We start from the raw sequence: 26974 nt of genomic DNA on the forward strand, positions 1-26974 counted from the left end.
TGCATCGGGCACATCGTCTGTGAAATAGATTCACCAATGGCCAGGCCCGACATCAACCGCTCCGGCGAGATCGAAGTGTTCGTCCGCGTGGTCGAGGCGGGCAGCTTTTCGGCCGCTGCCCGTGCGTTGCGGATGACCCCGTCGGCGGTGAGCAAGCTGATCGCGCGGCTGGAGGCACGGCTCGGCGCGCGGCTGGTCAGCCGTTCGACGCGCAAGCTGCAACTGACGCCGGAGGGGGCGGCCTTTTTCGACAGCGGCGTGCGTATCCTGGCCGACATGGCAGCGGCCGAGCGTGAGGCAGCGGCGGGTGCCGCGCCGCGTGGCCGGCTGCGGATCAACAGCTACGTGCCTTTCGGGCAGCATCGGCTGATCCCGCTTTTGCCGCGTTTTCTGGAGCGCTACCCCGAAATCTCGGTCGATCTGGTGTTGACCGACGATGTTATCGACCTGATGGAGGAGCGTGCTGACGTCGCCATCCGGGCCGGGCCGCTCGGCGAATCACGGCTGGTGGCGCGCAAGCTCGGGCAGAGCCGGGTGGTCGTCGTTGCGGCGCCATCGTATCTCGAAGCGCGTGGCACGCCCATGACGCCCGCCGATCTCGATCGTCACAACCGGATGGGCTTCCGTTTCGTACGCCACCTCGAGGGCTGGCCTTTTATCGATGCGGCCGGCAAGCCGATCACCCTGTCGATCGCCGGAAATACGCTGGTCAGCGACGGCGAGGCGATGCGGCTGATGGCGCTCTCGGGGGCGGGCATCGCCCGGCTGGCAAGCTGGCATGTGGAGGCCGACATTGCCGCCGGCCGGCTCCTGCCGCTGCTGGAAGAGTTCAACCCCGGCGACGAGGAACTTACCCACGCCGTCTATGTCGGCCAAGGCAAGCATCTGCCGGCGCGGGTGCGGGCCTTTTTGGACTTTTTGGTCGAGACTGTCCGGCTGAACTGAGCTCAAAACGATCGGGAGCCTGCCGGCTCCCGAAGCAACGAAGGTAAGAAGGTAAGATTGAGTTACTTTTTCGGAACAAAGGGCGCCGGGCGCCGGCCGGCTGCCTGACGCTCCAGCATCCAGCCCGGGTATTCGGCGGGCAGGGCACTGACTTCGTCGAGGCGAACAAGATCATCGGCATCGAGCTGCAACTCGGTGGCTGCAAGGTTCTGTTCCAGCTGCTCCATGCGGCTGGCGCCGATGATGACGCTCATCACGAATGGCTTGGCCAGGACATAGCCGAGCGCCACCGTAGCGACGCTGACGCCGTGCTTGGCGGCGATCTCGCGCATAACGGCGACTGCTGCCCAGGCACGGTCCTCATTGACCGGCGGGAAATTGAAGCTGGCGCGGCGGCCCTCGCCATTGCCGGGGGCGCCCGGTCCGTATTTGCCGGAGAGCAAGCCGCCAGCCATCGGCGACCAGACCATCAGCCCGAGCTTCTCCTCGCTGAGCAGCGGCACGATCTCGCGCTCGAGATCGCGGCCGGCGATCGAATAATACGACTGCACGGTCTCGAAGCGGGCAAAGCCTTTGCGCTCGGCAATACCCAGCGCCTTGGCGATGCGCCAGGCCTGCCAGTTCGAGACGCCGACATAGCGGACCTTGCCGGCGGCAACCAGGTCGTCGAGCGCCCGCAGCGTTTCGTCGATCGGCGTCACCGTGTCGGTGCCGTGCAGCTGGTAGAGATCGATATGATCCAGCTGCAGCCGTTGGAGGCTGCCTTCGACCGAATCCATGATGTGGCCGCGCGAGGAACCACGCTGGTTCGGGCCTCCGCCCATGGCGCCATGAACCTTGGTGGCGATGATCACGTCCTGCCGGTTGACGCCAAGGTTCCTGAGCGACTGGCCGAGAAGCCGTTCCGAGGCACCAAAGGAATAGACATCCGCCGTGTCGAAGAAATTGACGCCGGCGGCGAGCGAGCGGGCAACGATCTCGTCAACGCCCTTCTGGTCGAGGCTGGCGATCAGGCCCCATTGGGCGTTCTCGCCGGCCGCGCCGAACGTCATCGTGCCGAGGCAAAGTTCGGAGACGAACATCCCCGTATTTCCAAGTTGATTGTAACGCATGGTGGCTCCAGACGGGTTGAGAATAACTCGACCCATATAGGAACGAAACGTTCCGTTTCTATACACTGGCTTAGTCGATGTCAGCCTGTGGCCTAAGGCCGGCTGCGCCTCATCTGGCGCCGAAAATCGCCGATCCAACCCTGACACTGGTCGCGCCGAAGGCGATCGCGGTTTCGTAGTCGCCGGACATGCCCATGGAGAACTTGTCGACGCCGGCCTCAAGCCCAAGCTTTTCCAGCAGCGCGAAATGCGGACCGGGGTTCTCGCCGGCCGGCGGAATGCACATCAGCCCTTCGATGGCGAGGCCGTGAACCGAGCGGCAGCGGGCCACGAAGGCGACAGCCTCGCGCGGCTCGATGCCGGCCTTTTGCGGCTCGGAGCCGGTGTTGACCTGGACATACAGCCTTGGTGACCGGCCTTGCCTGGCGATCTCCTTGGCGAGTTCGGCGGCGATCTTTTCACGGTCGACGGTTTCGATGACGTCGAACAGCGCGACAGCTTCCTTCGCCTTGTTCGATTGCAGAGGACCGATCAGATGCAGCTCGATCTCGGGGAAGTCATGTTTCAGCACCGGCCATTTGGCTTGTGCTTCCTGGACCCGGTTTTCGCCGAAGACGCGCTGGCCGGCCTCGATGACGGGGCGGATATCGGCGGCGTCGAAGGTTTTCGAGACCGCGACCAGCGCCACCGCTCCGGCGTCGCGTCCTGCCTCGCGCTCGGCGGCAGCGATCCTTGCCTTGACCGTGAAAAGCTGTTCGACGGCGCTCGCCATGCCTATATCCTGCCTGTGTTTGGCTTTTCGCCGGATCGCCGCAGTTGACGGGTCCGGCAATCCATGGTGAACACCGCGACGACATTTCCTGAGCCGCCCGGGCATTGTCCGGCGGCTCGCGCATGCTTTTAAGTGAAAAACACCCGATGGCAACCGAACGATACAATCCGCGCGCGTCAGAGCCCAAATGGCAGAAGGCCTGGGACGCCAAGAAGCTGTTCGAAGCCGACAATGACGACCCGCGCCCGAAATATTACGTGCTGGAGATGTTCCCCTATCCGTCGGGGCGCATCCATATCGGCCATACGCGGAACTATACGATGGGCGACGTGGTGGCGCGCTACAAGCGGGCCAAGGGGTTCAACGTGTTGCACCCGATGGGCTGGGACGCCTTTGGCATGCCAGCCGAAAACGCGGCGATGCAGAACAAGGTCCATCCCAAGGACTGGACCTATCAGAACATCGCCGCCATGCGCGAGCAACTCAAGGTCATGGGCCTGTCGCTCGATTGGGCGCGCGAGTTCGCCACCTGCGATGTCGATTACTATCACCGCCAGCAGATGCTGTTCCTCGATTTCGTCGAGAAGGGGCTGGTGACGCGCAAATCCTCCAAGGTCAACTGGGATCCGGAGGACATGACGGTGCTTGCCAACGAGCAGGTCATCGACGGACGCGGCTGGCGCTCGGGCGCGCTGGTGGAACAGCGCGAGCTGACGCAGTGGTTCTTCAAGATCACCGACTACGCGCAGGACCTGCTGGATTCGCTCGATCAACTCGACGACTGGCCGGAAAAAGTGAAGCTGATGCAGGCGAACTGGATCGGCCGTTCGGAAGGGCTGCTGATCCGCTGGCCGCTGGCCAAGACAGTCGCCGGCGAGCATGAGCTCGAAATCTATACGACAAGGCCCGACACCATCTTCGGCGCCTCCTTCATGGCGATTGCCGCCGACCATCCGCTGGCCAAAAAGGCCGCCGAAGACAATCCGGCGCTGGCAAAGTTCATCGACGAGGTCCGCCATATGGGCACCTCGGTGGCGGCCCTGGAGACGGCCGAGAAGAAGGGCTTCGATACCGGCATTCGCGTCGTCCATCCGTTCGACGAGAAGTGGACGCTGCCCGTCTACGTCGCCAATTTCGTGCTGATGGACTACGGCACCGGCGCCATCTTCGGCTGCCCGTCCGGTGACCAGCGCGACCTCGACTTCGCCAACAGATACGGCCTGCCGGTCATTCCGGTGGTGATGCCGGAAGGCGAGAATCAAGGAAGCTTCCAGGTCATCGATGAGGCCTATGTCGGCGACGGCGTGATGATCAATTCGCGCTTCCTCGACGGCATGAGGCCGGATCAGGCGTTCGACGAGGTGGCGAAGCTGCTGGAACAAAAGACCATCGGCAACCGGCCGATGGCCGAGCGCAAGGTGAACTTCCGCCTGCGCGACTGGGGCATTTCGCGCCAGCGCTATTGGGGCTGCCCTATCCCGATGATCCATTGCGAGGATTGCGGCGTGGTGCCGGTGCCGAAAGCCGACCTGCCGGTCAGGCTGCCGGATGATATCGAGTTCGACCGGCCGGGCAATCCGCTCGATCGCCATCCGACATGGCGGCACGTCAAATGCCCGCGTTGCGGCAAGGACGCGCGGCGCGAAACCGACACGATGGACACGTTCGTCGATTCTTCGTGGTATTTCGCGCGCTTCACGGCGCCCTGGGCAAACGATCCGACCGATCCCAAGGCCGCGACTGAATGGCTGCCGGTCGACCAGTATATTGGCGGCATCGAGCATGCGATCCTGCATTTGCTCTATTCGCGCTTTTTCACCCGCGCCATGCGCGAGACCGGCCATGTCGATCTGGCCGAGCCGTTCAGGGGCCTGTTCACGCAAGGCATGGTGGTGCACGAGACCTATCGGGTTGGCGGCGCCTCGAACGGCCGCTGGCTTGCGCCCAGCGAGGTCAGGCTGGAAGACGCCGACGGCAAGCGCCGCGCCTTCGAAATCGCCACCGGCGAAGAGGCGGTGATCGGTCCGCTCGAAAAAATGTCGAAGTCGAAGAAGAATACGGTGAGCCCGGAAGAGATCACCGACGGCTACGGCGCCGATACGGCGCGCTGGTTCATGCTGTCGGACTCGCCGCCCGAGCGCGATGTCGAATGGACCGACGAGGGTGCGGCCGGCGCGCATCGCTTCATCCAGCGCATCTGGCGCCTGGTGTCGACGGCTGCCGAATCGCTCGCCGGAGTCCGGCCAGAGGCGGCGAAGGACGGCGAGGCCGGGACAGTGTCCAAGGCCGCGCACAAGATCTTGAAGTCGGTCGGCGAGGACATCGAAAAGCTCGCCTTCAACCGCGCCATCGCCCGCATCTATGAGCTCGCCAATGCCTTGACCGTACCGCTCAACGAGGCGGCAGAGGGCAAAGCCGGTCCGGCGCTGCAAGCGGCCTGCCGTGAGGCCGTCGAGATCCTGGTGCACCTGATCGCGCCGGTCATGCCGCATCTGGCAGAGGAGTGCTGGCAGACGCTCGGCGGCACCGACCTTGTCGCCGAACGGCCCTGGCCGGACTACGATCCCTCGCTTGTCGTCGACGCCGAGATCGTGCTGCCGGTCCAGGTCAACGGCAAGAAACGCGGCGATTTGACAATTGCCCGCGACGCGGATCAAGGTGCGGTCGAAAAGGCGGTTCTGGCTCTCGACTTCGTTCAGAAAGCGCTCGAAGGTAAGGCGCCGCGCAAGGTGATCATCGTGCCGCAGAGGATCGTCAATGTCGTTGCCTAAGCCGCGAAAGACAGAGCTGACGGTGCGCCGTATCGTGCTTTGCGGGCTGCTCGCCTCGGTGGCGCTGGTTTCCGCCTGCACGGTGCGGCCGCTCTATTCGAGCGCGCCGCTGGTCGCCGGCTCGCAGATCGGCGCTGCTGCCGAGCTGGCATCGATCTCGGTCAAGCCGGTCAAGACCCGCTACGCCCAGCAGGTCCGCAACAATTTGATCTTCGCACTCGGCCAGGGCGCCGGCGAGCCAGCTTCGCCGGTCTATTCGCTTGATCTGGGCGTCTCCGAACTCGTCGAATCGGCGGCAATCGAGCAGGTCACGACCGACGAGGACGAGCCGACCGCCGGCACCGTGACGCTGACCGCCAACTATGTGCTCAGCGATGCCAAGACGGGCACGGTCATAGCGAGGGGCAAGCGCACGATTCCGTCGTCATACGACAGGCCCCGCCAGGAATTCGCGTCATACCGAGCCCAGATCGACGCCGAGAACCGTGCGGCGCGCGAACTGGCGGATGTGCTGCGGCTGTCGATCGCCCAGGATCTGATCAAGCACGGCAAGCCGGCGGCAAGCTAGGTGTTTCCAGAGCGCGCAATCTGCAAAAAAGGCCGATTGCTCGGCCTTTTTTGTTCGCAGGATAGTCGCTTCAGCCGATCTTCTGCCCGGTCTTTGCCCAGTCGGCGAGGAACAGCTCCAGGCCCTTGTCGGTCAGCGGGTGCTTGACCAGTGCCTTGAGCGTCGCCGGCGGCGCGGTGATGACGTCGGCGCCGATCAGCGCCGCCTGCTTGACATGGTTCACGGTGCGCACCGAAGCGGTCAGGATTTCAGTCTGGAAGTCATAATTGTCGTAGATGGTGCGAATATCGGCAATCAGCTCCATGCCGTCCCAGCCGCTGTCGTCGATGCGGCCGACGAAGGGCGAGATAAAGGAGGCGCCGGCCTTGGCGGCGAGCAGCGCCTGGGTGGCCGAGAAGCACAGCGTGACGTTGACCATGCGGCCGTCCGACCGGATGTCCTTGCAGGCTCTCAGGCCGTCGAGCGTCAGCGGCACCTTGATGCAGACATTGTCGGCGATCCTGGCCAGGATCTTGGCCTCCGCCATCATGTCCTTGTATTCGGTGGCGACGACTTCGGCCGAGACCGGGCCCTTGACGATCTCGCAGATCTCTCTTGTGACGTCGGCGATCTTGCCGCCGGATTTCAGGATCAGCGACGGATTGGTGGTTACGCCGTCGAGTAGCCCCAGATCGTTCAGCTCGCGGATTTCCTTGACATCGGCGGTGTCGACAAAAAATTTCATGGCGGTCTCCTGAAGATTTTTCATGTGCACGTCATGCACATTTGGGGTCGGACTTTGATCTAGACCAAAGTCGGGGCAAGGTCACGCCTCATGATCGAAGATTCGCCCTTTGTCGCGGCCGCACCGGTGCTGGTGCCGATGCCCGCCGAGCGCCCCTACACCTATGCCGTGCCGGCTGGCATGCGCGTGGTGCCGGGCTCGATCGTGCGCGTTCCGCTTGGGCCCCGCCAGGTCGCCGGCATCGTCTGGGACGGCGTCGTCGAAAAGGTCGACGCGAAGAAATTGCGGCCGATCGAGCAGGTTTTCGACTGCCCGCCGATCGACCGCGCGATGCGGCGTTTTGTCGATTGGGTGGCGCAGTACACGCTGTCGCCGCCCGGCATGGTGGCGCGCATGCTGCTCAGGGCGCCAGAGGCGTTCGATCCGGAGCCGTGGATCGAAGGGCTGCAGCGCACCTTCGCCAGACCCGACCGGATGACGGAGGCGAGGACGCGCGTGCTGGAGACAGCCGAGGGCGGACTGGCCTGGACGCGGTCCGGCCTGGCGCATGCGGCAGGCGTGTCGTCGACGGTGGTGGACGGGCTGCGGGCGCAGGGCGTATTCGAGACGGTGATGATCCCGCCGCGGCCGGTAGTCGCAGCACCCGACCCGGGCTACGCCCAGCCTTCACTGATGCCGGACCAGAGCGATGCCGCCGAGACGCTGCGCGCCAATGTCACGACGGGCACATTCGGGGTCACCCTGCTCGACGGTGTAACCGGATCCGGCAAGACGGAGGTCTATTTCGAGGCGGTCGCGGCCGCGCTCGATCGTGGCAAGCAGGTGCTGATCCTGCTGCCGGAAATTGCGCTGACCCACGCTTTTCTCGAACGCTTCCAGGAGCGGTTCGGCGCCAAGCCGGCGGAGTGGCACTCGGACCTGCCGCCAAGAATGCGCGAAAAGGTCTGGCGACAGGTGGCGGAAGGCGGCGTGCGGGTCGTTGCCGGCGCGCGCTCGGCGCTGTTCCTACCGTTCAGGGAGCTTGGACTGATCGTCGTCGACGAAGAGCACGATCCCGCCTACAAGCAGGAGGATCGCGTCTTCTACAACGCGCGCGACATGGCCGTGGTGCGCGGCCATATCGGCGGCTTTCCAGTCGTGCTCGCTTCGGCGACGCCGTCGGTCGAAAGCCGGGTCAATGCCAGCCAGGGCCGCTACAGCAGGGCGGTGCTTTCGGCGCGCTTTGCCGAGGCGGCACTTCCCGATCTCCAGACGGTCGACATGCGCCGCGCGCCGCCGGCACGTGGCGGCTTCCTGTCGCCGGTGCTGCTCGGCCATATGCGGCAGACGCTGGAGAGAAAGGGACAGTCGCTGCTGTTCCTCAACAGGCGCGGCTATGCGCCGCTGACGCTCTGCCGGGTCTGCGGCCACCGCTTTGGCTGTCCGGTCTGCTCGGCCTGGCTGGTCGAGCATCGCTTTCGCGGCCAGCTTGTCTGCCACCACTGCGGGCACAATGAACGCCGGCCCGAAGCCTGCCCGGAATGCGGCACGCTCGACCATCTGGTTGCCTGCGGGCCGGGCGTCGAGCGCATCGCCGAGGAGGTCGTCGCGCATTTCCCCGATGCCCGCACCATCGTCTTGTCGTCCGACCTGATGGGCGGCGTGCGACGGCTGCGGCTCGAGCTTGAAGCCATCGCCAATGGCGAGGCCGACATCGTCATCGGCACGCAACTCGTCGCCAAGGGCCATAATTTCCCCAACATGACGCTGGTCGGTGTGGTCGATGCCGATCTCGGCCTTGCCAATGGCGACCCGCGCGCCGCCGAGCGCACCTTCCAACTGCTCAGCCAGGTGACCGGCCGCGCCGGCCGCACCGGCAAGAAAAGCCTCGGCCTGCTGCAGACCTTCCAACCCGACCACCCGGTGATGCGCGCGATCGTCTCCGGCGACGCCGAGGCCTTCTACGAGCGCGAGATCGCCGAGCGTGAGCGGGCGGGGCTGCCGCCCTTCGGCAGGCTCGCCGGCGTCATCGTCAGCGCGGCGACACGGGCCGAAGCCGAAGGGCACGCCCGTGGCCTGCGTCGCGCCGCGCCACAAGCCACCGACGTGTTCGTGCTCGGCCCGGCCGAGGCGCCGCTGTCATTGATCGGCGGCCGCCATCGCTTTCGCCTGCTGATCCAGGGCGAGCGGCGCGCCGACATGCAAGGGTTCATTCGCACCATGCTGGCCGAGGGACCGAAGATAAGGGGCTCGGTGCGAGTCCAGGTCGACATCGACCCGCAGAGCTTCTTGTAAGCTGTCGAATTACCCTTTCGAGATGCCTTCGGTGAATGGGTTAAGGTAAGGCACGTCGAGAATCGCAAAATGCCGGGTGTTGGCCGTCAAAACTGACAGGCCGTGCAAACGGGCAGTAGCTGCGATCAGAACGTCCGCCAGACCCGGATTGGCGCCTCTGGCGATCGTGGCATCTTCGAGTTTCCAGCTTCTCGCGCGATAGCTAAATCGATGGGAAGGATGCGCTGGTTGAACTCCAGAAGCAACCTTTTGAACCACTCATTGATGCGCTCTGCCTTCATATGTCCGCCCGCCCGCTTCAGTTTCGCAAGATAACTATCGACGAGAGCTGCCAAGAGCCGCGTTCTCTTTGTTCGGCAAGCCAGTTCTGCACGTGTGACGGAAGCAGAGGCCGACCAGGTGCAAATGCCGAGAGAAAAGACTTATCAAGCAGATAGCCGGTCAAAACTCCATTTACCGCGACGGCGATTCGTTTCGCTCAAGCTCGATGCCGCCTGGATACCGAAGCAGGAAATCCACGAAGTCTTTTTGGCTGTTCTGCGGATAAAGTTTCCGTCCCTCACCGATTGGCACCACCATGACTGCGGGCTTGCCGTGCTTGGTGATAACCGTGGGCTCACCGTTCTCAGCAGCCTCCACGAGCGCGGAAAGGCTGGCCCTTGCCTCTCGTAGTTGCATCGTCCTCATGCGCGGAACCCCTTGTGGTCTCATGTAGCCACAAATAGGAATTGTGCAGAAAAAAACAGCCGGTCGTGTAACATCCTGTTAGCCCGGTCGAGACAACGGCGCGCGCGTTGGGCTGACGCGCCCTGCATATTGCCGACGGCCATCTGGCGCATGTCAGTTGCTTCGCTAGAATGTCCGAAATTTCGACCATGCATTTACGAGGGGACAAGATGGAATTTGCGTTTCCATGGCCGATGAGCCAGGGCGAGTGGCTGGCATGGTCGAGCGCGGTCGCGACCTTATTGCTCGGCCTATTGCTATTCCTGGCGCCACAGCTGGCATTCCGCATCCTGCGGCTGCAGGTCAGACCGGAGAAGGCAGCGGCGATCGCCGAGGGGCGCGGCCGGATGTCGGGCTTCTATCTCGGCGTCAGCCTGTGCTGCATCCTCCTGGCGCAGCCGCTGCTCTACATGGCGCTCGGCTTCTCCTGGCTGTTCACCGCCTTCGGCCGGCTGCTGTCGATGATGTCGGACGGCGCCAATACGCCGTTCAACTGGGCTTCCATCGTCGTCGAGCTGGTGCTGGCGGCGCTGCCGCTTGCCTTCGCCTTCGGCTTTTTGCCCTGAATCAGGGATCAATCCGGGGTTGGTTGCTGAACTCCGCCAGCGGATGCGACAATAGTGCCTGAAAACCATGCCGGACGACGCATTGCGGTCTGAAAATGCCTGTGCTAGACGGCAATCGACTTTCGACCGGGGATAGCGGAAGCCGCGCCTCCGTGCTTGGAAAAATGCAGTAAGGTCAAAGATTTAGCCAGAGTTTTTGCTCGCGCCAACAATCTGCGGCCTGTCAGACAAGAGAAAAGACGGTCCGTGGCCCAATCGTCATCGCCAATCTCAGGTGTCGCAGAACGCTATGCGGGTTCGCTGTTCGAACTCGCGCTGCAGACCAATTCGGTCGCGAGCGTCGAGGCCGACCTCAACAGGTTCGAAGCCATGCTCGAAGGCAGCGCTGACCTTTCGCGGCTGATCAGGAGCCCGGTCTTCTCCAGCGAGGACCAGGCCAAGGCGATCGCCGCGATCGCCGACAAAGCAGGGATTACCGGCCTCACCGGCAATTTCCTGCGCGTCGTTGCCCAGAATCGCCGGCTGTTTGCCGTGCCCGGCATGATCAAGGCGTTCCGCCAGATCGCCGCCGAACACCGTGGCGAGACCGCTGCCGAGGTCACCTCGGCGCATGCGCTGACGCCTGCCCAGGAAACCGAACTGAAAGCGGCGCTGAAAAGCGTCGCCGGCAAGGACGTGGCGATCACGGTCACCGTCGATCCGTCGCTGCTCGGCGGACTGGTGGTCAAGATCGGCTCGCGCCAGATCGATACGTCGCTCAAAACCAAACTCAATTCGCTCAAGCTTGCACTGAAAGAGGTCGGCTGATGGACATCCGCGCCGCGGAAATTTCCGCAATTCTGAAAGACCAGATCAAGAATTTCGGCAAGGAGGCCGAGGTCTCCGAAGTCGGCCAGGTGCTGTCCGTCGGTGACGGTATCGCCCGCGTCTACGGTCTCGACAATGTCCAGGCCGGCGAGATGGTCGAGTTCCCCGGCGGCATCCGCGGCATGGCGCTCAACCTCGAAGCCGACAATGTCGGCGTCGTCATCTTCGGCGCTGACCGCGACATCAAGGAAGGCGACACCGTCAAGCGCACCGGCGCCATCGTCGATACGCCCGTCGGCATGGGCTTGCTCGGCCGCGTCGTCGACGCGCTCGGCAACCCGATCGACGGCAAAGGCCCGATCCAGGCCACCGAGCGCAAGCGCGTCGACGTCAAGGCGCCCGGCATCATCCCGCGCAAATCGGTGAACGAGCCGATGTCGACCGGCCTCAAGGCCATCGACGCACTGATCCCGGTCGGCCGCGGCCAGCGCGAACTGGTCATCGGCGACCGCCAGACCGGCAAGACCGCGATCATCCTCGACACCATGCTCAACCAGAAATCGGTGCACGACAACGGCCCTGAGAAGGAAAAGCTGTACTGCGTCTATGTCGCCGTCGGCCAGAAGCGCTCGACGGTGGCGCAGTTCGTCAAGGTCCTGGAAGAGCGCGGCGCGCTCGACTATTCGATCATCATCGCCGCGACCGCCTCCGATCCGGCGCCGATGCAGTTCCTGGCACCGTTCACCGCTTGCACCATGGGCGAATATTTCCGCGACAACGGCATGCATGCGCTGATCAGCTACGACGATCTGTCGAAGCAAGCCGTCGCCTATCGCCAGATGTCGCTGCTGCTGCGCCGTCCGCCGGGCCGCGAGGCCTATCCGGGCGACGTCTTCTACCTGCACTCGCGCCTGCTTGAGCGCGCCGCCAAGCTCAATGACGAAAATGGCGGCGGTTCGCTGACGGCGCTGCCGATCATCGAGACGCAGGCCAACGACGTTTCGGCCTACATCCCGACCAACGTCATCTCGATCACCGACGGCCAGATCTTCCTGGAAACCAATCTGTTCTTCCAGGGCGTCCGTCCGGCGGTCAATGTCGGCCTGTCGGTGTCGCGCGTCGGCTCCTCGGCGCAGATCAAGGCGATGAAGCAGGTTGCCGGATCGATCAAGGGCGAGCTTGCGCAGTACCGCGAGATGGCTGCTTTCGCGCAGTTCGGCTCCGACCTCGATGCCGCCACGCAACGCCTGCTCAACCGCGGCTCGCGCCTGACCGAGCTGTTGAAGCAGCCGCAATTCTCGCCGCTCAAAGTCGAGGAGCAGGTCGCGGTGATCTTCGCCGGCGTCAATGGCTATCTCGACAAGCTTGCGATCAACCAGGTGGGCAAATTCGAGCATGGCCTGTTGTCGCATATGCGCTCGGCCGGCAAGGACGTGCTCGACGGCATCCGCAAGGAGAAGGCGCTGTCCGACGATCTGCGCGCCAGGCTGAAGGCAGAAATCGACGCCTTCGCCAAGACCTTTGCTTGAGCAGGACGGACGGGATCAGGTTTGAAGCATGCCTTCGTTAAAAGACCTTCGTAACCGTATCGCCTCGGTCAAGGCGACGCAGAAGATCACCAAGGCGATGCAGATGGTCGCCGCGGCGAAGCTGCGTCGCGCGCAGGAAGCGGCGGAAGCGGCGCGTCCCTATTCGGAGCGCATGGGCGCGGTGCTGGCCAACATCACCCAGGCGATCGGCGACGGCGGCGATGCCCCGGCGCTGATGACCGGCACCGGCAAGGACGACGTGCATCTGCTTGTCGTCTGCACGGCCGAACGTGGTCTGTGCGGCGGCTTCAATTCGCAGATCGCCCGTTTTGCCCGCGACCACATCCGCAAGCTTCTGGCCGACGGCAAGCAGGTCAAGATCATCTGCGTCGGTAAGAAGGGGTTCGACATATTGCGCCGCGACTACGGGGCATTGATCATCGAGCGTGTCGATCTGCGCGAGGTCAAGACGCTGGGCTTCGTCAATGCCGATGCCATCGCCAAGAAGGTGATCCACCTGTTCAACGAAGGCGGCTTCGACATCTGCACGCTGTTCTATTCGCAGTTCAAGTCGGTGATCAGCCAGATCCCGACCGCGCAGCAAATTATCCCGGCGGGCGCGCCTTCGGCTGCCGCGGAAGTGAAGGATGGCGGCAGCGCTGTCTACGAATACGAGCCGGAGCCGGGCGAAATCCTCTCCGATCTCATCCCGCGCAACATTTCCGTGCAGGTTTTTCGCGCGCTGCTCGAGAATGCTGCCGGCGAGATGGGCGCCAAGATGAGCGCCATGGACAATGCGACGCGCAACGCCGGCGACATGATCAACAAATTGTCGATCACCTACAACCGCCAGCGGCAGGCGCAGATCACCAAGGAATTGATCGAAATCATTTCGGGCGCCGAGGCGCTCTAGGCACGCTCGCAAGGAGGTCATCGACCTCAAGCGTGTGAGAAACAAAGAGACGAAAAGGGTAAAGACGATGGCGAAAGCAGCGACCCCGAAGACGGCAGCCCCTAAGGCCGCGGCACCAGCAAAGGCTGCGGCGGCAAGCAAGGCCGCTCCGGCCAAGAAGGCGGCAGCAACCAAGGCCGCCGCTGTGAATACGCCGGCCGCCACCATCAAGAAAACCGGCCTGGCCGGCAAGGTTCGGCAGGTCATCGGCGCCGTTGTCGACGTCCAGTTCGGCGAACATCTGCCGGCGATCCTGAACGCGCTTGAGACGATCAACGTCGGCAATCGCCTGGTGCTCGAGGTTGCCCAGCATCTGGGCGAGAACACTGTGCGCTGCATCGCCATGGACTCGACCGAAGGGCTGGTCCGCGGCCAGGACGTCTATGACACCGGTGCACCGATTACCGTGCCGGTCGGCCCGGGCATGCTCGGCCGCATCATCAACGTCATCGGCGAGCCGGTCGACGAGGCAGGCCCAGTCGACGGCATCGAGATGCGCTCGATCCACCAGCCGGCGCCGACCTATGTCGAGCAGTCGACGGAAGCGCAGATCCTGGTCACCGGCATCAAGGTGCTCGACCTGCTGGCCCCCTATGCCCGCGGCGGCAAGATCGGCCTGTTCGGCGGCGCCGGCGTCGGCAAGACGGTGCTGATCCAGGAACTGATCAACAACGTCGCCAAGGCGCATGGCGGCTTCTCGGTGTTCGCCGGCGTCGGCGAGCGCACCCGCGAAGGCAACGACCTCTATCACGAGTTCATCGAGTCCGGCGTCAACAAGAAGGGCGGCGGCGAAGGATCCAAGGCGGCGCTCGTCTATGGCCAGATGAACGAGCCGCCGGGCGCCCGCGCCCGCGTCGGCCTGACCGGCTTGACGGTTGCCGAATATTTCCGCGACCAGGGCCAGGACGTGCTGTTCTTCGTCGACAACATCTTCCGCTTCACGCAGGCGGGTTCGGAAGTGTCGGCGCTGCTCGGCCGCATTCCTTCGGCCGTGGGCTACCAGCCGACGCTGGCCACCGACATGGGTGCGCTGCAGGAGCGTATTACCACGACGACCAAGGGCTCGATCACCTCGGTGCAGGCGATCTATGTGCCGGCCGACGACCTGACCGACCCGGCACCGGCGACATCGTTCGCCCACCTCGACGCGACGACCGTGCTCAACCGCGCGATTTCGGAAAAGGGCATCTATCCGGCCGTCGATCCGCTCGATTCGACCTCGCGCATGCTCGACCCGATGGTCGTCGGCGAAGAGCATTACCAGGTCGCCCGCCAGGTGCAGTCGATTCTCCAGCGCTACAAGTCGCTGCAGGATATCATCGCCATCCTGGGCATGGACGAGCTGTCGGAAGAGGACAAGCAGACGGTTGCCCGCGCCCGCAAGATCGAGCGCTTCCTGTCGCAGCCCTTCTTCGTCGCGGAAGTGTTCACCGGCGCACCGGGCAAGCTGGTCGACCTCGCCGACACCATCAAGGGCTTCAAGGGCCTTTGCAACGGCGATTACGACCATCTGCCGGAGGCTGCCTTCTACATGGTCGGCGGCATCGAGGAAGCGGTCGAGAAGGCACAGCGCCTGGCCGCCGAAGCGGCGTAATTTAGGGAATAGGGAGTAGTCAGTAGTGGTAGGGAATAGCAGTTGCGTGATGTGAGCCGGTTAGGGCCACTTGCTACTGCCTAGTTCCTATTCCCTACTCGCTAAATTGATCATGCCTGAAGCTTTCAAATTCGAACTGGTCTCGCCGGAGCGCCTCTTGGTTTCCGAGCAAGTCGAATCCGTCGTCATCCCGGGCGCCGAAGGCGAGATGACTGTCATGGCGCATCACGCCCCGGTCATGACCACAATCAAGCCGGGCGTCGTTACGCTGAAGACCGCGCAAGGCAAGGAAGAGCGCTATGTGGTGTTCGGCGGCTTTGCCGACATCGTTCCGGCCGGCTGCACGCTGCTGGCGGAATCGGCTGTGGCCGTCGGCGACATCGACCGCGCCGACCTTGCCCGCCGCATCCAAGAGGCCAGGGAAGACGCCGCCGACGCCAAGGACGATCAGACCCGCAGCAAGGCCGAGCAGTTCCTTAGCCAACTCACCACGCTCGAAGGCGCCATCCTGCCGGCTTGAGGTTCGCTCAAATGACCGACTGAAAAAGCGGGGTTGCCCCGCTTTTTTGTTTGGTGGACAGTCTGGCTGCCTGGGCATTGAGGGGTGGCCGTGACGGAAGAAACAGCGCAACGAGAAACAGCTTCGCGATCCCTGTGGTCGACGGCCTTGGTGTCAGCCTTTGGCGGTCCGTTCGGCGGCTTTCTGTGGATCGGCAGCGGCAAACTGGCCGTCGTCAGCCTGGTGGTGATCAGCGTCGTCGTTTTCGCGCTTATTTACATCGGCTTTCCGGTATTGCCTGGCGTCGATCTTGGTTGGTGGGCCAATTTTTCAGGGATCGGGTTGATGGCCCTGTGGGCAGCGATCGTTGTTCCCTTCGCACACCGGTTCAAGCCGGACAGATGGTACGCGCACGGGCTTTCGGTGCTGGTGCTCGTCTTTCTGACCTCGTATCCGGCTGCATTCGCAATACGCGCGTTCCTATTCCAGCCGTTCTCCATGCCGTCCAGCAGCATGGTTCCAACGCTGGCGGACGGGGATCATTTCTTCGTTTCCAAATTCGCCTACGGCTACAGCCGCTATAGCGTCCCGTTTGGACTGCTGCCTGTTGACGGCCGGATATTCGGCGCCGAGCCAAGGCGAGGAGATATTATGGTGTTCAGGCTGCCATCTGAACCGGACATAGACTACGTCAAGAGAGTCATCGGCTTGCCCGGCGATAGGATTCAGATGGTCGGCGGGGTGCTCCACATCAATGGCGTGCCAGTGAAGCTGCAGGATGTCGGTGACTATTCCTCCGGCGAAGTACAGTCGGCCAAGCTCCAGTGGGAGACACTGCCGGAGGGCATTTCTTATTCGGTAATCGACTTAGGCAACTCGATCGGCGACGACACACGCGAGTTTGTGGTGCCTACGGCAGAGTATTTCACATTGGGGGACAATCGCGACAACTCCAACGATAGCCGCTTCCTGGTGGGTTTTGTCCCCTATGAAAATCTGGTCGGCAAGGCCGTGCGGCTGTTCTGGAATTCCAAGGGCGTCGACTATTCTTCCCGACAAATATTGGATCCTTCAGGCAAATAGCTCAAACTGTCAGCGCCTCCACTGCGCGCATGACGCCGCGCAGTTCGGCGAGGCCCTTCAGGCGGCCGATGCAGGAATAGCCGGGGTTCACCTTCTTGCCGATGTCGTCGACGATGGCGTGGCCATGGTCGGGGCGCATCGGAATCTGCCAGTCCGCCCTGCCTGCCGCCTTGCGCCGGCGCTCTTCGCCAATCAGCGCCGACACGACCGCCACCATGTCGGTGTCGCCGTCGAGGTGCTCGGCTTCGTGGAAGGAGCCGTCTGGCTCCTTGGTGACGTTGCGCAGATGGGCGAAATGGATGTTTTCGGCGAAGGCCTTGGCCATCGTCGGCAGATCGTTCTGCGCGCCCGCCCCGTAGGAGCCGGTGCACAGCGTCAACCCGTTGGCCGGCGAAGCGACGGCGTCGAGCAGCGCGCGGGCATCATTAGCATTGGAAACGATGCGCGGCAGGCCGAACAGCGAAAAAGGTGGATCGTCGGGGTGGATCGCCATCCTGACCCCGGCCTCTTCGGCCACCGGCACGATCTCGCGCAGGAAGGCAAACAGGTTTTCGCGCAGGCCTTCGGTGGAGACGTCCTTGTAGAGGTCGAGGGCGCGGCGGAAGCTTGCCCGATCGAAGATGAATTCGCGCGCCGGGACCCAGCCGATCAGGTTGCGCTCCAGCCTTGCCTTGTCGCTGTCGCTCAGTCCTTGCAGTCGCACACGCGCGGCTTCGACGCGGGCCGGCGGGTGATCGGCCTCCGCCCCTTCTCGCTCAAGGATGAAGACGTCATAGGCGCAGAGCTCGACGACATCGAAGCGCAGCGCCGTGCCGCCATGCGGCATGGGATAATCGAGGTCTGTGCGCGTCCAGTCGGTGATCGCCATGAAATTATAGCAGACGGTATTGATCCCGGCGGCGGCGACGGAGCGGACCGACGCCTTGTAATTGTCGATCAGGGTGCGCCAGTTGCCGCTGCGGGTCTTGATGTCCTCATGGACGACAATGCTTTCGACCACATCCCAGGTCAGGCCCGCTGCCTCGATGTCGGCCTTGCGCCTGGCGATCTCGTCCGCCGGCCAGGCGCGGCCGTCATTGAGGTGATGCAGCGCGCTGACGATGCCGACGGCGCCGGCTTGACGGACATGGGCAAGCGTCACCGGATCGTCTGGCCCGAACCAGCGCCAGGTTTGTCTCATGGCTTCTCACTCCGTATGCCAAGCGCCGCGAAGGCAGCGGCAGGTCCGCCCCGCCGCAGGCGCTCGAGATGGGCTGCCGTCAGATCGATCAGTGTCATGCGGTGGGAATGGTCTTTGGCGAAGCCGGCGAGATCGAATATCGCTGTCACCGTTTCATCAGCCGGCCGGCTGCCGAGCGCCGTAAGCGGAGTGTCGATCGGGTCGGTAAAATGGGCTTCCGGCAAGGTTTTGCCGCGCGCCTCGCAAGCGGCGATCCAGGCCGCCACCACCAACATGAGATGCGCGGGCGGGTCACCGGCGCTCAGTCGATCGAGGGCCGAGGCGACGATGCGCTGCGGCAGCTTCTGGCTGCCGTCATTGGCGATCTGCGCCGTGCGATGGGCGAGCGCGGTGTTCGAATAGCGTTCGGCGAGCTGGGCCGTGTAGCCGGCCGTATCGAGCCCGGCGTCCTGCGGCAGTGTCGGGATAGCCTCGGCCCATAGTCCGTCGACGAATTGCCGGATCGCCGGATCGGCAAAGGCGCGGTCGACCGTGTCGAAGCCGCTGAGCAGGCCGAGATAGGCGATTGCCGAATGCGAACCGTTGAGCAGCCGCAGCTTCATGTCTTCGAAGGGCCCGACGTCGCCGACCATGGTGACGCCGAACTCTTCCCAGACCGGCCTGCCTGCCGGGAAATCATCCTCGACCACCCATTGGCAGAACGGCTCGGTCATCACCGGCCAGGCATCCTCGACGCCGAGCTCGACGGCGATACGCGCCCGGTCGGCATCGGTGGTCGCCGGCACGATGCGGTCGACCATGCTCGACGGGAAGGCGACGCCGTCGGCGATGTGCCCGGCAAGGCCGGGATCGCGCAGTGCTGCGAATTCGACCAGCAGGCGGTGCAGCGTAGCGCCATTGGCCGGAAGGTTGTCGCAGCAGAGCACGGTGAAAGGCTTGATGCCGGCGAAACGGCGGCGCGACAGCGCTTCGGTGAGAAAACCATGCGCCGTCCGTGGCATTTGCGGGTTAGCCAAATCATGGACGATGTCCGGATGGGTGCTGTCCAGACCGCCGCCGGCTGCTCTCAGATAAGCCTTTTCTGTGATCGTGAGCGTGACGATGCGGGTGCGCTGATCCGTCAGAGCGGCGAGCACCGCAGCCGGATCTTCCGGCGCCACCAGCAGCGACAGGATCGAACCGATGACGCGCAGCTCTTCGCCGATGCTGCTCCTGATCGCCAGCGTGTAGAGGCCATCCTGCGGCGCCAGTGCGTCGCGCGTGTCTGGACTGCGCAAGGACACGCCGACAATGCCCCAGTCCGCCTCGCCCGCCGCCAGGCAGTCGTCGACATAGGCCGCCTGATGGGCGCGATGGAACGCACCGACGCCGAGATGGACGATGCCCGGTGCGACGCCGCCGCGGGCGTAGCGCGGAACCGCGACCGAAGCCGGCAGTGCCTTCAGCGTACTGTTGGAAAGGCGTCTGTTGGTCATTGCGCCACGTGTCTGATCGAGATTGTTGGGTCCCTGCTGGCAGGCGGCGTAACACCCGATGCCGTCACGCACAATGGGCAATGGCCGACGAAAAGTCATCATACAACAACCCAGTTTTTGTATGTTGACATTATTTCTTTCCAACCCTACCGATGTCCGGGTTGGGAGGATCTACGTGGCCGCATTGACGGATCCGGACTTGCTGTTTGCCGCCGAGGCGCGCCCGCTTTCGCTGGCCCGCGATCTCTACGCGGCGGTCAAGGATCTGCCGATCGTCAGCCCGCACGGCCACACCGATCCGCGCTGGTATGCGCTCAACGAGGCGTTTCCCGATCCGGCGCAATTGCTGATCGTGCCGGACCACTACATTTTCCGCATGCTGTTCAGCCAGGGCGTTCGGCTTGAGGACCTTGGGGTGCCAACGCTTGACGGCTCGCCGGTGGAGACCGACGGCAGAACGATCTGGCGGCGCTTCGCCGAGCATTACTACCTGTTTCGGGGTACGCCGACCCGGCTGTGGTTCGACCATGTGCTCGCCCATCTGTTCGGCATCGGCGAGCCGCTGAATGCCAAGACAGCCGACCGCCATTACGACACGATCGCGACGCTGCTGCAGCGTGAAGACTATCGCCCTCGGGCGCTGTTCGAGCGCTTCAACATCGAGGTCATCGCGACGACGGAGGGCGCGCTCGACGATCTCCAATGGCATCGAACGATCCGCGACAGCGGCTGGCAGGGCCGCGTCGTCACCGCCTACCGGCCGGATGCGATCGTCGATCCCGATTTCGAAGGTTTTTCGGCCAATCTCGACCGGCTTGGCGAGATCACCGGCTGCGACACCGGCACTTGGGCCGGCTATCTCGATGCGCATCGCCAGCGGCGCGCCTTCTTCAAGAGTTTCGGTGCGACGTCCTCCGATCACGGCCATCCGACGGCCGACACCGCCAATCTTTCGGATGCCGCCGCCGCGGAGCTGTTCAACCGTGTCCGCCGGGGCTCGGACGACGAGCGCGAGCGAAAACTGTTTCGCGCCCAGATGCTGACCGAGATGGCCAAGATGAGCCGCGACGACGGGCTGGTCCTGCAGATCCATCCCGGCTCCTGGCGCAATCATTCGCCTTCTATCTTTCAGAAGTTCGGCAGGGATAAAGGCTTCGACATCCCGACCCGAACCGATTATGTGACGGCGCTGAAGCCGCTGCTCGACTGTGTCGGGCTGGAACGCGACCTCACCGTCATCCTCTTCACCCTCGACGAGACCAGCTATGCGCGCGAGCTGGCGCCGCTCGCCGGCGTCTACCCGGCATTGAAGCTCGGGCCGGCCTGGTGGTTCCACGACAGCCCCGAAGGCATGCGCAGGTTCCGTGAGATGACCACCGAAACCGCCGGTTTCTACAACACCGTCGGTTTCAACGACGACACCCGCGCCTTCCCATCCATACCGGCCCGCCATGATGTGGCGCGCCGGGTCGATTGCGCTTTTCTGGCGCGTCTCGTCACTGAGCATCGGCTCGGCGAAGACGAGGCGCACGAGCTGGCGCAGGAACTTGCCTATACGCTCGCGAAAAAGGCGTACCGGCTCTAACGGCGCTTGCCGCCATCGTTTCAAAACGGGAGGAAACCAATGCTGCATTTTTCTAGACTGGCGGGAGCTACGCTAGTTGCCGCCGCACTGCTGGCCGGATCGGCAAGCGCCCAGACGGTCCTGCGCTCGTCCGACACCCACCCGGATGGCTATCCGACGGTCGAGGCGGTCAAATATTTCGGCGAGCTGGTGAAGGAGCGCACCGCCGGCCGCTATGTGGTCGAGATCTATCCTTCCGCGCAACTTGGCGAGGAAAAGGACACGATCGAGCAGGTGCGCACCGGCGTGATCGATCTCAACCGTGTTTCGATGGCGCCGTTCAACGGGCTCATCCCCGAGACCACCGTGCCCTCGCTGCCCTACATCTTCCGTTCGGAAGAGCATATGCACAAAGTCATGGACGGGGCGATCGGCGACCAGATCGCGGCGGCGTTCGACCAGGTCGGGCTGGTGCTGCTCGCCTTTTACGACGGCGGTGCCCGCTCCTTCTACAATTCGAAGAAGCCGATCAACACTGTAGCCGATATGGCCGGGATGAAGTTTCGCGTCATCCAGTCCGACATCTTCGTCGACATGGTGGCGGCACTCGGCGCCAACGCGACACCGATGCCTTATGGCGAAGTGTATTCGGCGATCGAGACTGGGGTCATCGACGGCGCGGAGAATAATTTTCCGAGCTACGACACTGCCAAGCACGCGGAAGTCGCCAAGTATTATTCGCTCGACGAGCACACGATGGTGCCGGAAGCCTTCGTCATGGCGAAGTCGAGCTGGGACAAGCTGACGCCGGAAGACCAGGCGATCTTCAAGGCGGCCGCCAAAGAAAGCGTCGCCAAGCAGCGCGAGCTGTGGACCGCCAAGGTCAAGGAATCGCGCGCCAAGGTCGAGGCAGCAGGTTCGCAGATCACGACGCCGGACAAGCAGCCCTTCATCGACGCGATGGGGCCGGTCTACGAGAAGCACGTCAAGGACGACAAGCTGAAGGCCATGGTCGAAGCCATCAAGGCCGTGCAGTGATCAGGCGGCGGCGCGGACATTCCGCGCCGCCATCCTCTTGCGGAGAAAACCGGTGACTTCCAGCCCAAAACCAAGACCGCTCCTGTCCGGCGTCGCGCAAGTGATGTCGCGCGTCAGCACGGCGGCGCTGTCGATCGCCGGCATCGGGCTGGTGCTGATGACCGCCTTCGTCGCATGGCAGGTGTTCGGCCGCTATGTTCTGAACCGCTCGCCGAGCTGGACCGAGCCGGGCTCGGTGATGCTGATGAGCTGGTTCATTTTCCTCGGCGCCGCCGTCGGTGTGCGCGAGAACTACCATCTTGGCTTCGACGTCCTGCTCTACGTGCTGCCGAAAGGCGGCAAGCGTTGGCTGCGGATGATTTCGGACCTCGTCGCGCTCGCCTTCGGCATCGGCATGATCTGGTATGGCAGCCAGCTGGTCGCATTGACCTGGGGCTCTACCTTGCCGTCACTCGGCATATCGGGGGGCTGGGATTACGTCCCGCTTGTCGCGGGAGGCGCGCTCATCGTGCTCTTCACGCTGGAGCGCATCGTGCTTCGCCTCTCCGGTGCGCCGATCGACGATGCCCTCGATGAACTGCCGCCGGCCGAAGTCGCGGCCGAACTCGACACCGCGAACGTGAAGGTCTGACGCCATGGAACTGTGGATTCTGTTCGGCGTCTTCACCCTGCTGATGCTTATCGGCACGCCAATCGCTTTCTGCCTCGGCGTCGCAAGCCTTGCCACCGTCCTCTATATGGGCCTGCCGCCGCTCATCGTGTTCCAGCGACTGAATTCCGGCATGAGCGTCTTTTCGCTGCTGGCCATTCCGTTTTTCATCTACGCCGGCGACTTGATGGTGCGCGGCGGCATCGCCAGCAAGATCGTTGCCTTCGCCGGCTCGCTCGTCGGTCATTTGCGCGGCGGCCTCGGGCAGGTCAACATCGCCACCGCTACACTGTTCGGCGGCATTTCGGGCTCCGCGGTGGCGGAGGCAGCGGCGGTAGGCGGCCTGATGATCCCGCAGATGAAGGCGCGCGGCTATGGAGCAGACTACGCCGTCAACGTCACATCGATGGCGGCGCTGATCGCGCTGCTGCTGCCGCCGTCGCACAACATGATCATCTATTCGATCTCGGCAGGCGGAAAGATCTCCATCGCCGATCTGTTCACGGCCGGCATCATCCCGGGCCTGCTACTGGCCCTGTCACTGATGATCACCGCCTATTTCGTGGCGCGCTCCCGCGGCTATCCGACCGAACCGTTTCCCGGCTTCACCGCCGTCGCGCATCTCTTCGCCGTCGCGGTGCCCGGCCTGCTGCTGATCGCGATCATCTTCGGCGGCGTACGATCGGGCGTGTTCACGGCTACCGAGAGTTCCTGTATCGCCGTCATCTATGCGTTGCTCGTAACTGTCTTCGTTTACCGGCAGATGACCTGGGAAGGTTTCGTTCATGCCACCTACGGCGCCGTGCGCACCACGGCCATGGTGCTGCTCATCATCGGCATGGCGGCGGCGTTCTCCTGGTTGATGGCCTTCCTGAAAGTGCCGGCAGCGCTGATCGCCTCCATGAACGCGATCTCGGACGATCCGCTGGTCGTGCTTCTCCTGCTCAACCTCCTGATGCTGTTCCTCGGAACCTTCATGGACATGGGGCCGACGATCATCATTTGCACGCCGATCTTCCTGCCCGTGGCGCAGGCCTACGGCGTCGATCCGGTGCATTTCGGCGTCATCATGATCCTCAATTTCGGCATCGGGCTGAACACGCCGCCGGTGGGCGCGGTGCAGTTCGTGGCGTGCGCAGTGGGCAAGATATCCGTCTGGGAATCGATGCGCTCGATCTGGCCATTCTATGGCGCAGGCCTCGTGGTGCTGGGGCTCGTCACTTACATTCCGGCCATTTCGCTGTGGCTGCCGAGCGTCTTCAAATAGGAGGTGCGACATGGCCTCGGACACCGCAGCCGGCCTCCGCGTCGAACGAAGACCGAAACTTTCGGAAACCGTCGTTGCGGCGATCCGCAAGCAACTGCAGGCGGGCGAGATCCAGCCAGGGCAAAAGCTGCCGACCGAGGGCCAGTTGACCGAGACCTTCGGGGTCAGCCGCACGGTGATACGCGAAGCGCTGGCCAAACTTGCCGCGGACGGCCTGGTCGAGCCGCGCCAAGGCGCCGGGGTCTTCGTCACCGAGCATATCTCGACAGCATTCGGTGCTCTTGCAGCGGAGATGGGCAGCAAGGATTCGATCGCCCTCAACGTGCTCGAAGTCAGGTTGGCGATCGAGATCGAATCCGCCGGGCTCGCTGCCATCCGCCGCAACGCCGCGCAGGAAGCGGCGATCCAGGAAGCCTTCTTCGAATTCGAACGGCTGCTCCTCAACAGCGAGCCGACGGGACCGGCCGACCTTGCTTTCCACCGCGCAATCGCCAGCGCCACCAACAATCCGTTCTATGTCGAGATGCTCGACGTGCTCGGCCGGCGCGCCATTCCTTGCGACGTGACCTCGCCATGGTCGACCGAGATCGCCCAATCGGACGCCTACCAGCGCGGCCTGCAACGTGAGCATCTGGTGATCCTCAAGGCCATCTCGGCAGGCGATGCCGAGGCGGCCCGGGAGGCGATGCGCGCGCATCTCGGTGCCAGCCAGCAGCGCTATCGCGAGCGCCTGCACGCGCGCCAGGTTTTTTATGCCGACTCGGTCAAGGCCGCGGGAACTGAATAAGCATTGAGGCAGCCCCATGGGACAGCAATGAATCACACTGACAATCATACGGATTTCACCGCCCGCTTCGCCATCGATCCCGTTTCTGCCGCTGCCATGGGAACGGACGAGCTGCGACACAATTTCCTGATCGAGGACTTGTTCCGGCCCGGCCGCATCGGCCTGACCTACACCCACTACGACCGCATGATCGTCGGCGGCGCCATGCCCGCCGGTACACCGCTGCCGCTGCAGGCGATCAAACCGACCGGGACCAAGAATTTTCTCGACCGCCGTGAGATGATCATCGTCAACATCGCCGGTGCCGGCGTCGTGAAAGCCGGCGGTCAATCCTACGAGCTGCAGGCGCGCGACATGCTCTATCTCGGCATGGGCACGGATGAGGTATCGTTCGCTGCGACCAATCCGGCAGCGCCGGCTAAATTCTACCTGCTCAGCGCGCCGGCGCATCGGGGCCATCCCAACCGGCTGATCCGCATCGGCGATGCCAAGCGGCTCGATCTCGGCAGCCAGGCGACCTCCAACGAGCGCTCGATCTTCCAGTTCATCCATGCCGATGGGGTAAAGACCTGTCAGCTTGTCGTCGGCATGACGCAGCTTGCCTCCGGTTCGGTCTGGAACACCATGCCATGCCATGTGCATGACCGGCGTATGGAGGCCTATCTCTATTTCGATCTGCCGGAGGCGGCGCGGGTGTTTCATTTCATGGGCGAGCCGGACGAAACGCGCCATCTCGTCATGCGAAACGAGGAGGTGGTGCTGTCGCCGGGATGGTCGATCCATTCGGGCGCCGGCACCTCGAACTACGCCTTCATCTGGGCGATGGCCGGCGACAATGTCGACTATACTGACGTCGACTTGGTAATGATGGAGGAGCTCAGGTGAGCGACCTCTCTGCGTTCAGCCTTACCGGCAAGCGTTTCCTCGTCACCGGCGCCAATACCGGCATCGGCCAGGGCATTGCCGTGTCGATCGCGCGCGCCGGCGGCGCGGTGGTCGGCGTCGGCCGCTCGGCGATGGACGAGACGGCGGAGAAGATTGCAGCGGCCGGCGGACGCTTCGAAGCCGTCCGCTGCGATCTTGGCGACGATGCCGCTTCCCAGGCCATGCTTGACCGCGTCTGGGACGATACGGGGGCGCTCGACGGCCTGGTCAACAATGCCGGCATTATCCGGCGTGCCGATGCGGTCGAACTGACCGAAGCCGACTGGGACGACGTCATCGGCGTCAATCTCAAGACGGTGTTCTTCCTCAGCCAGCGCTTTGCCAGGCGCGTGCTTGCCGAGCCGGGGCGGCGCGGCAAGATCGTCAACATCGCCTCGGTGCTGAGTTTCCAGGGCGGCATTCGTGTCGCCTCCTACACCGCCTCCAAACACGGCGTGCTCGGCATCACCCGGCTGCTGGCATGCGAATGGGCGGCAAAAGGCATCAATGTCAACGGCATTGCGCCAGGCTATATCAAGACCAACAACACCGAGGCGTTGCGCGCCGATCCCGACCGCAGCGCGTCGATCCTGGCGCGCATTCCGGCCGGGCGCTGGGGCGCGCCGGAAGACATCGGCGACGCAGCCGTCTTCCTGCTGGCGCCGGCGTCGAACTATATGCATGGCGCGGTGATGCCGGTGGACGGCGGCTGGCTGGCGCGATGAACAACCAAAGATGAGAGTTTGGCGATGACCGGAACCAAAATCTTCTCGCATGCCGGTGAGGGCGCATGGACGCCGACGCCGGATGGCAACCGCAGACGCGTGCTCCTGCACACGGACGAGCTGATGATGGTCGAGTTCGGTTTCGACAAGGGTGGCGTCGGCGCGCTGCACTCGCACCCGCACGTCCAGGCGAGCTACGTCGCCGAAGGGCGCTTCGAGGTCACCATCGACGGCAGGACCGAGATCCTGGAAGCCGGAAGCAGCTTCATCGTTCCTTCCAACCTTGTCCATGGCGTCAAGGCGCTGCAGGCGGGACGACTGGTCGACAGCTTTACGCCGCACCGCGCCGATTTCCTCGACTGAGCTGCGGGCCCGAAGATCAGGCAGCCGGTTCTCAGAACGAAAAAACCCGCGCCTCCGGAGAGACGCGGGCGTGTTGCCTG

27 protein-coding genes are annotated in these 26974 nt (G+C 63.6%); 19 read left to right on the top strand and 8 right to left on the bottom strand.

The window, feature by feature from the left end:
• Positions 1–36: 36 nt before the first annotated feature.
• Positions 37–945 carry a LysR family transcriptional regulator gene (locus NKH83_RS00510; RefSeq protein WP_352801566.1) on the top strand — a complete coding sequence of 303 codons (909 nt, stop codon included), beginning with the start codon at positions 37–39 and terminating at the stop codon, positions 943–945.
• Positions 946–1007: 62 nt separating this feature from the next.
• On the opposite strand, the gene NKH83_RS00515 is transcribed toward NKH83_RS00510, so the two are convergent.
• Both NKH83_RS00515 and NKH83_RS00520 read right to left on the bottom strand, forming a co-directional pair.
• Positions 1008–2057 carry an aldo/keto reductase gene (locus NKH83_RS00515; RefSeq protein ID WP_352801568.1) on the bottom strand — a complete coding sequence of 350 codons (1050 nt, stop codon included), beginning with the start codon at positions 2055–2057 and terminating at the stop codon, positions 1008–1010.
• Between the two features lie 109 nt (positions 2058–2166).
• On the bottom strand, positions 2167–2829 hold the full coding sequence (locus NKH83_RS00520) for a YggS family pyridoxal phosphate-dependent enzyme (RefSeq protein WP_352648911.1): 663 nt from the start codon (positions 2827–2829) through the stop codon (positions 2167–2169).
• Between the two features lie 146 nt (positions 2830–2975).
• Between NKH83_RS00520 and leuS the strand changes: the two genes are divergently transcribed.
• Positions 2976–5600 (top strand): leucine--tRNA ligase, encoded by a 2625-nt coding sequence (gene leuS / locus NKH83_RS00525; protein WP_352801570.1) that lies wholly within the window; start codon positions 2976–2978, stop codon positions 5598–5600.
• Complete coding sequence (locus tag NKH83_RS00530) at positions 5587–6168, top strand: LPS assembly lipoprotein LptE (protein ID WP_352801572.1); 582 nt, start codon at positions 5587–5589, stop codon at positions 6166–6168. Before leuS ends, NKH83_RS00530 begins: the two co-directional genes overlap by 14 nt.
• 70 nt (positions 6169–6238) lie before the next feature.
• Here the strand turns inward: NKH83_RS00530 and fsa are convergent, their stop codons facing one another.
• The gene (gene fsa, locus NKH83_RS00535; RefSeq protein WP_023678103.1) at positions 6239–6892 is read right to left on the bottom strand and encodes a fructose-6-phosphate aldolase; all 654 of its coding nucleotides are present in this window, start codon (positions 6890–6892) and stop codon (positions 6239–6241) included.
• Between the two features lie 90 nt (positions 6893–6982).
• On the opposite strand from fsa, the gene NKH83_RS00540 reads away from it, so the two are divergent.
• Positions 6983–9166 (top strand): primosomal protein N', encoded by a 2184-nt coding sequence (locus NKH83_RS00540; protein ID WP_352801574.1) that lies wholly within the window; start codon positions 6983–6985, stop codon positions 9164–9166.
• Between the two features lie 9 nt (positions 9167–9175).
• Here NKH83_RS00540 and NKH83_RS00545 read toward each other — a convergent pair whose 3' ends face one another.
• From NKH83_RS00545 to NKH83_RS00555, 3 genes are all read right to left on the bottom strand, one after another.
• Entirely contained in the window at positions 9176–9331 is a 156-nt protein-coding gene (locus NKH83_RS00545; RefSeq protein WP_352801978.1) for a PIN domain-containing protein, read from the bottom strand.
• Positions 9292–9501 (bottom strand): PIN domain-containing protein, encoded by a 210-nt coding sequence (locus tag NKH83_RS00550; RefSeq protein ID WP_352801991.1) that lies wholly within the window; start codon positions 9499–9501, stop codon positions 9292–9294. Before NKH83_RS00550 ends, NKH83_RS00545 begins: the two co-directional genes overlap by 40 nt.
• 118 nt (positions 9502–9619) lie before the next feature.
• Complete coding sequence (locus tag NKH83_RS00555) at positions 9620–9853, bottom strand: type II toxin-antitoxin system Phd/YefM family antitoxin (RefSeq protein WP_352801575.1); 234 nt, start codon at positions 9851–9853, stop codon at positions 9620–9622.
• Positions 9854–10062: 209 nt separating this feature from the next.
• Between NKH83_RS00555 and NKH83_RS00560 the strand changes: the two genes are divergently transcribed.
• The 7 genes from NKH83_RS00560 to lepB all read left to right on the top strand — a co-directional run bounded on the left by NKH83_RS00560 (position 10063) and on the right by lepB (position 16922).
• The gene (locus tag NKH83_RS00560; protein ID WP_023719708.1) at positions 10063–10458 is read left to right on the top strand and encodes an AGROH133_08824 family phage infection protein; all 396 of its coding nucleotides are present in this window, start codon (positions 10063–10065) and stop codon (positions 10456–10458) included.
• A gap of 246 nt (positions 10459–10704) precedes the next feature.
• Positions 10705–11265 (top strand): F0F1 ATP synthase subunit delta, encoded by a 561-nt coding sequence (locus tag NKH83_RS00565; protein WP_352801577.1) that lies wholly within the window; start codon positions 10705–10707, stop codon positions 11263–11265.
• A complete protein-coding gene (gene atpA, locus NKH83_RS00570) occupies positions 11265–12794 on the top strand; it encodes a F0F1 ATP synthase subunit alpha (protein ID WP_254820453.1) in 1530 nt (509 codons plus the stop codon). Before NKH83_RS00565 ends, atpA begins: the two co-directional genes overlap by 1 nt.
• Before the next feature lie 28 nt (positions 12795–12822).
• On the top strand, positions 12823–13707 hold the full coding sequence (locus NKH83_RS00575; RefSeq protein ID WP_352801579.1) for a F0F1 ATP synthase subunit gamma: 885 nt from the start codon (positions 12823–12825) through the stop codon (positions 13705–13707).
• Between the two features lie 67 nt (positions 13708–13774).
• A complete protein-coding gene (gene atpD / locus NKH83_RS00580; RefSeq protein WP_254820455.1) occupies positions 13775–15340 on the top strand; it encodes a F0F1 ATP synthase subunit beta in 1566 nt (521 codons plus the stop codon).
• Positions 15341–15452: 112 nt separating this feature from the next.
• Positions 15453–15860 (top strand): F0F1 ATP synthase subunit epsilon, encoded by a 408-nt coding sequence (locus NKH83_RS00585; RefSeq protein ID WP_352648928.1) that lies wholly within the window; start codon positions 15453–15455, stop codon positions 15858–15860.
• A gap of 90 nt (positions 15861–15950) precedes the next feature.
• Entirely contained in the window at positions 15951–16922 is a 972-nt protein-coding gene (gene lepB / locus NKH83_RS00590) for a signal peptidase I (protein ID WP_502895505.1), read from the top strand.
• A 1-nt stretch (position 16923) separates the two neighbouring features.
• Here lepB and uxuA read toward each other — a convergent pair whose 3' ends face one another.
• On the bottom strand, positions 16924–18102 hold the full coding sequence (gene uxuA / locus NKH83_RS00595) for a mannonate dehydratase (protein WP_352801582.1): 1179 nt from the start codon (positions 18100–18102) through the stop codon (positions 16924–16926).
• On the bottom strand, positions 18099–19577 hold the full coding sequence (locus tag NKH83_RS00600; RefSeq protein ID WP_352479584.1) for a mannitol dehydrogenase family protein: 1479 nt from the start codon (positions 19575–19577) through the stop codon (positions 18099–18101). The genes uxuA and NKH83_RS00600 overlap by 4 nt, the downstream gene beginning before the upstream one ends.
• 175 nt (positions 19578–19752) lie before the next feature.
• On the opposite strand from NKH83_RS00600, the gene uxaC reads away from it, so the two are divergent.
• The 8 genes from uxaC to NKH83_RS00640 all read left to right on the top strand — a co-directional run bounded on the left by uxaC (position 19753) and on the right by NKH83_RS00640 (position 26894).
• Complete coding sequence (gene uxaC, locus NKH83_RS00605; protein WP_352801584.1) at positions 19753–21162, top strand: glucuronate isomerase; 1410 nt, start codon at positions 19753–19755, stop codon at positions 21160–21162.
• Between the two features lie 39 nt (positions 21163–21201).
• Positions 21202–22179 (top strand): TRAP transporter substrate-binding protein, encoded by a 978-nt coding sequence (locus NKH83_RS00610; protein WP_352479586.1) that lies wholly within the window; start codon positions 21202–21204, stop codon positions 22177–22179.
• A 103-nt stretch (positions 22180–22282) separates the two neighbouring features.
• Positions 22283–22810: a TRAP transporter small permease gene (locus tag NKH83_RS00615; protein WP_352479635.1), complete on the top strand. Its 528-nt coding sequence runs from the start codon at positions 22283–22285 to the stop codon at positions 22808–22810.
• 4 nt (positions 22811–22814) lie between these two features.
• Entirely contained in the window at positions 22815–24095 is a 1281-nt protein-coding gene (locus NKH83_RS00620) for a TRAP transporter large permease (RefSeq protein WP_352801587.1), read from the top strand.
• Positions 24096–24105: 10 nt separating this feature from the next.
• Entirely contained in the window at positions 24106–24882 is a 777-nt protein-coding gene (locus NKH83_RS00625; RefSeq protein WP_254820462.1) for a FadR/GntR family transcriptional regulator, read from the top strand.
• 27 nt (positions 24883–24909) lie between these two features.
• Entirely contained in the window at positions 24910–25767 is an 858-nt protein-coding gene (gene kduI, locus NKH83_RS00630; RefSeq protein WP_352801590.1) for a 5-dehydro-4-deoxy-D-glucuronate isomerase, read from the top strand.
• Complete coding sequence (kduD, locus tag NKH83_RS00635) at positions 25764–26531, top strand: 2-dehydro-3-deoxy-D-gluconate 5-dehydrogenase KduD (RefSeq protein WP_352801592.1); 768 nt, start codon at positions 25764–25766, stop codon at positions 26529–26531. The genes kduI and kduD overlap by 4 nt, the downstream gene beginning before the upstream one ends.
• Before the next feature lie 24 nt (positions 26532–26555).
• Positions 26556–26894 carry a cupin domain-containing protein gene (locus NKH83_RS00640; RefSeq protein WP_254820465.1) on the top strand — a complete coding sequence of 113 codons (339 nt, stop codon included), beginning with the start codon at positions 26556–26558 and terminating at the stop codon, positions 26892–26894.
• The last annotated feature ends 80 nt before the right edge of the window (positions 26895–26974 follow it).

The sequence above is a fragment of the Mesorhizobium sp. M0909 genome (genome assembly GCF_040319515.1).
Classification (GTDB): Bacteria; Pseudomonadota; Alphaproteobacteria; order Rhizobiales; family Rhizobiaceae; genus Mesorhizobium.

Excerpts from the sequence above, each read along its gene's own strand:
- NKH83_RS00510 (WP_352801566.1), top strand. The coding sequence starts at position 37 with ATGGCCAGGCCCGACATCAACCGCTCCGGCGAGATCGAAGTGTTCGTC.
- NKH83_RS00515 (WP_352801568.1), bottom strand. The coding sequence starts at position 2,057 with ATGCGTTACAATCAACTTGGAAATACGGGGATGTTCGTCTCCGAACTT.
- NKH83_RS00520 (WP_352648911.1), bottom strand. The coding sequence starts at position 2,829 with ATGGCGAGCGCCGTCGAACAGCTTTTCACGGTCAAGGCAAGGATCGCT.
- leuS (WP_352801570.1), top strand. The coding sequence starts at position 2,976 with ATGGCAACCGAACGATACAATCCGCGCGCGTCAGAGCCCAAATGGCAG.
- NKH83_RS00530 (WP_352801572.1), top strand. The coding sequence starts at position 5,587 with ATGTCGTTGCCTAAGCCGCGAAAGACAGAGCTGACGGTGCGCCGTATC.
- fsa (WP_023678103.1), bottom strand. The coding sequence starts at position 6,892 with ATGAAATTTTTTGTCGACACCGCCGATGTCAAGGAAATCCGCGAGCTG.
- NKH83_RS00540 (WP_352801574.1), top strand. The coding sequence starts at position 6,983 with ATGATCGAAGATTCGCCCTTTGTCGCGGCCGCACCGGTGCTGGTGCCG.
- NKH83_RS00555 (WP_352801575.1), bottom strand. The coding sequence starts at position 9,853 with ATGAGGACGATGCAACTACGAGAGGCAAGGGCCAGCCTTTCCGCGCTC.
- NKH83_RS00560 (WP_023719708.1), top strand. The coding sequence starts at position 10,063 with ATGGAATTTGCGTTTCCATGGCCGATGAGCCAGGGCGAGTGGCTGGCA.
- atpA (WP_254820453.1), top strand. The coding sequence starts at position 11,265 with ATGGACATCCGCGCCGCGGAAATTTCCGCAATTCTGAAAGACCAGATC.
- NKH83_RS00575 (WP_352801579.1), top strand. The coding sequence starts at position 12,823 with ATGCCTTCGTTAAAAGACCTTCGTAACCGTATCGCCTCGGTCAAGGCG.
- atpD (WP_254820455.1), top strand. The coding sequence starts at position 13,775 with ATGGCGAAAGCAGCGACCCCGAAGACGGCAGCCCCTAAGGCCGCGGCA.
- NKH83_RS00585 (WP_352648928.1), top strand. The coding sequence starts at position 15,453 with ATGCCTGAAGCTTTCAAATTCGAACTGGTCTCGCCGGAGCGCCTCTTG.
- uxuA (WP_352801582.1), bottom strand. The coding sequence starts at position 18,102 with ATGAGACAAACCTGGCGCTGGTTCGGGCCAGACGATCCGGTGACGCTT.
- NKH83_RS00600 (WP_352479584.1), bottom strand. The coding sequence starts at position 19,577 with ATGACCAACAGACGCCTTTCCAACAGTACGCTGAAGGCACTGCCGGCT.
- NKH83_RS00610 (WP_352479586.1), top strand. The coding sequence starts at position 21,202 with ATGCTGCATTTTTCTAGACTGGCGGGAGCTACGCTAGTTGCCGCCGCA.
- NKH83_RS00615 (WP_352479635.1), top strand. The coding sequence starts at position 22,283 with ATGTCGCGCGTCAGCACGGCGGCGCTGTCGATCGCCGGCATCGGGCTG.
- NKH83_RS00620 (WP_352801587.1), top strand. The coding sequence starts at position 22,815 with ATGGAACTGTGGATTCTGTTCGGCGTCTTCACCCTGCTGATGCTTATC.
- NKH83_RS00625 (WP_254820462.1), top strand. The coding sequence starts at position 24,106 with ATGGCCTCGGACACCGCAGCCGGCCTCCGCGTCGAACGAAGACCGAAA.
- kduI (WP_352801590.1), top strand. The coding sequence starts at position 24,910 with ATGAATCACACTGACAATCATACGGATTTCACCGCCCGCTTCGCCATC.
- NKH83_RS00640 (WP_254820465.1), top strand. The coding sequence starts at position 26,556 with ATGACCGGAACCAAAATCTTCTCGCATGCCGGTGAGGGCGCATGGACG.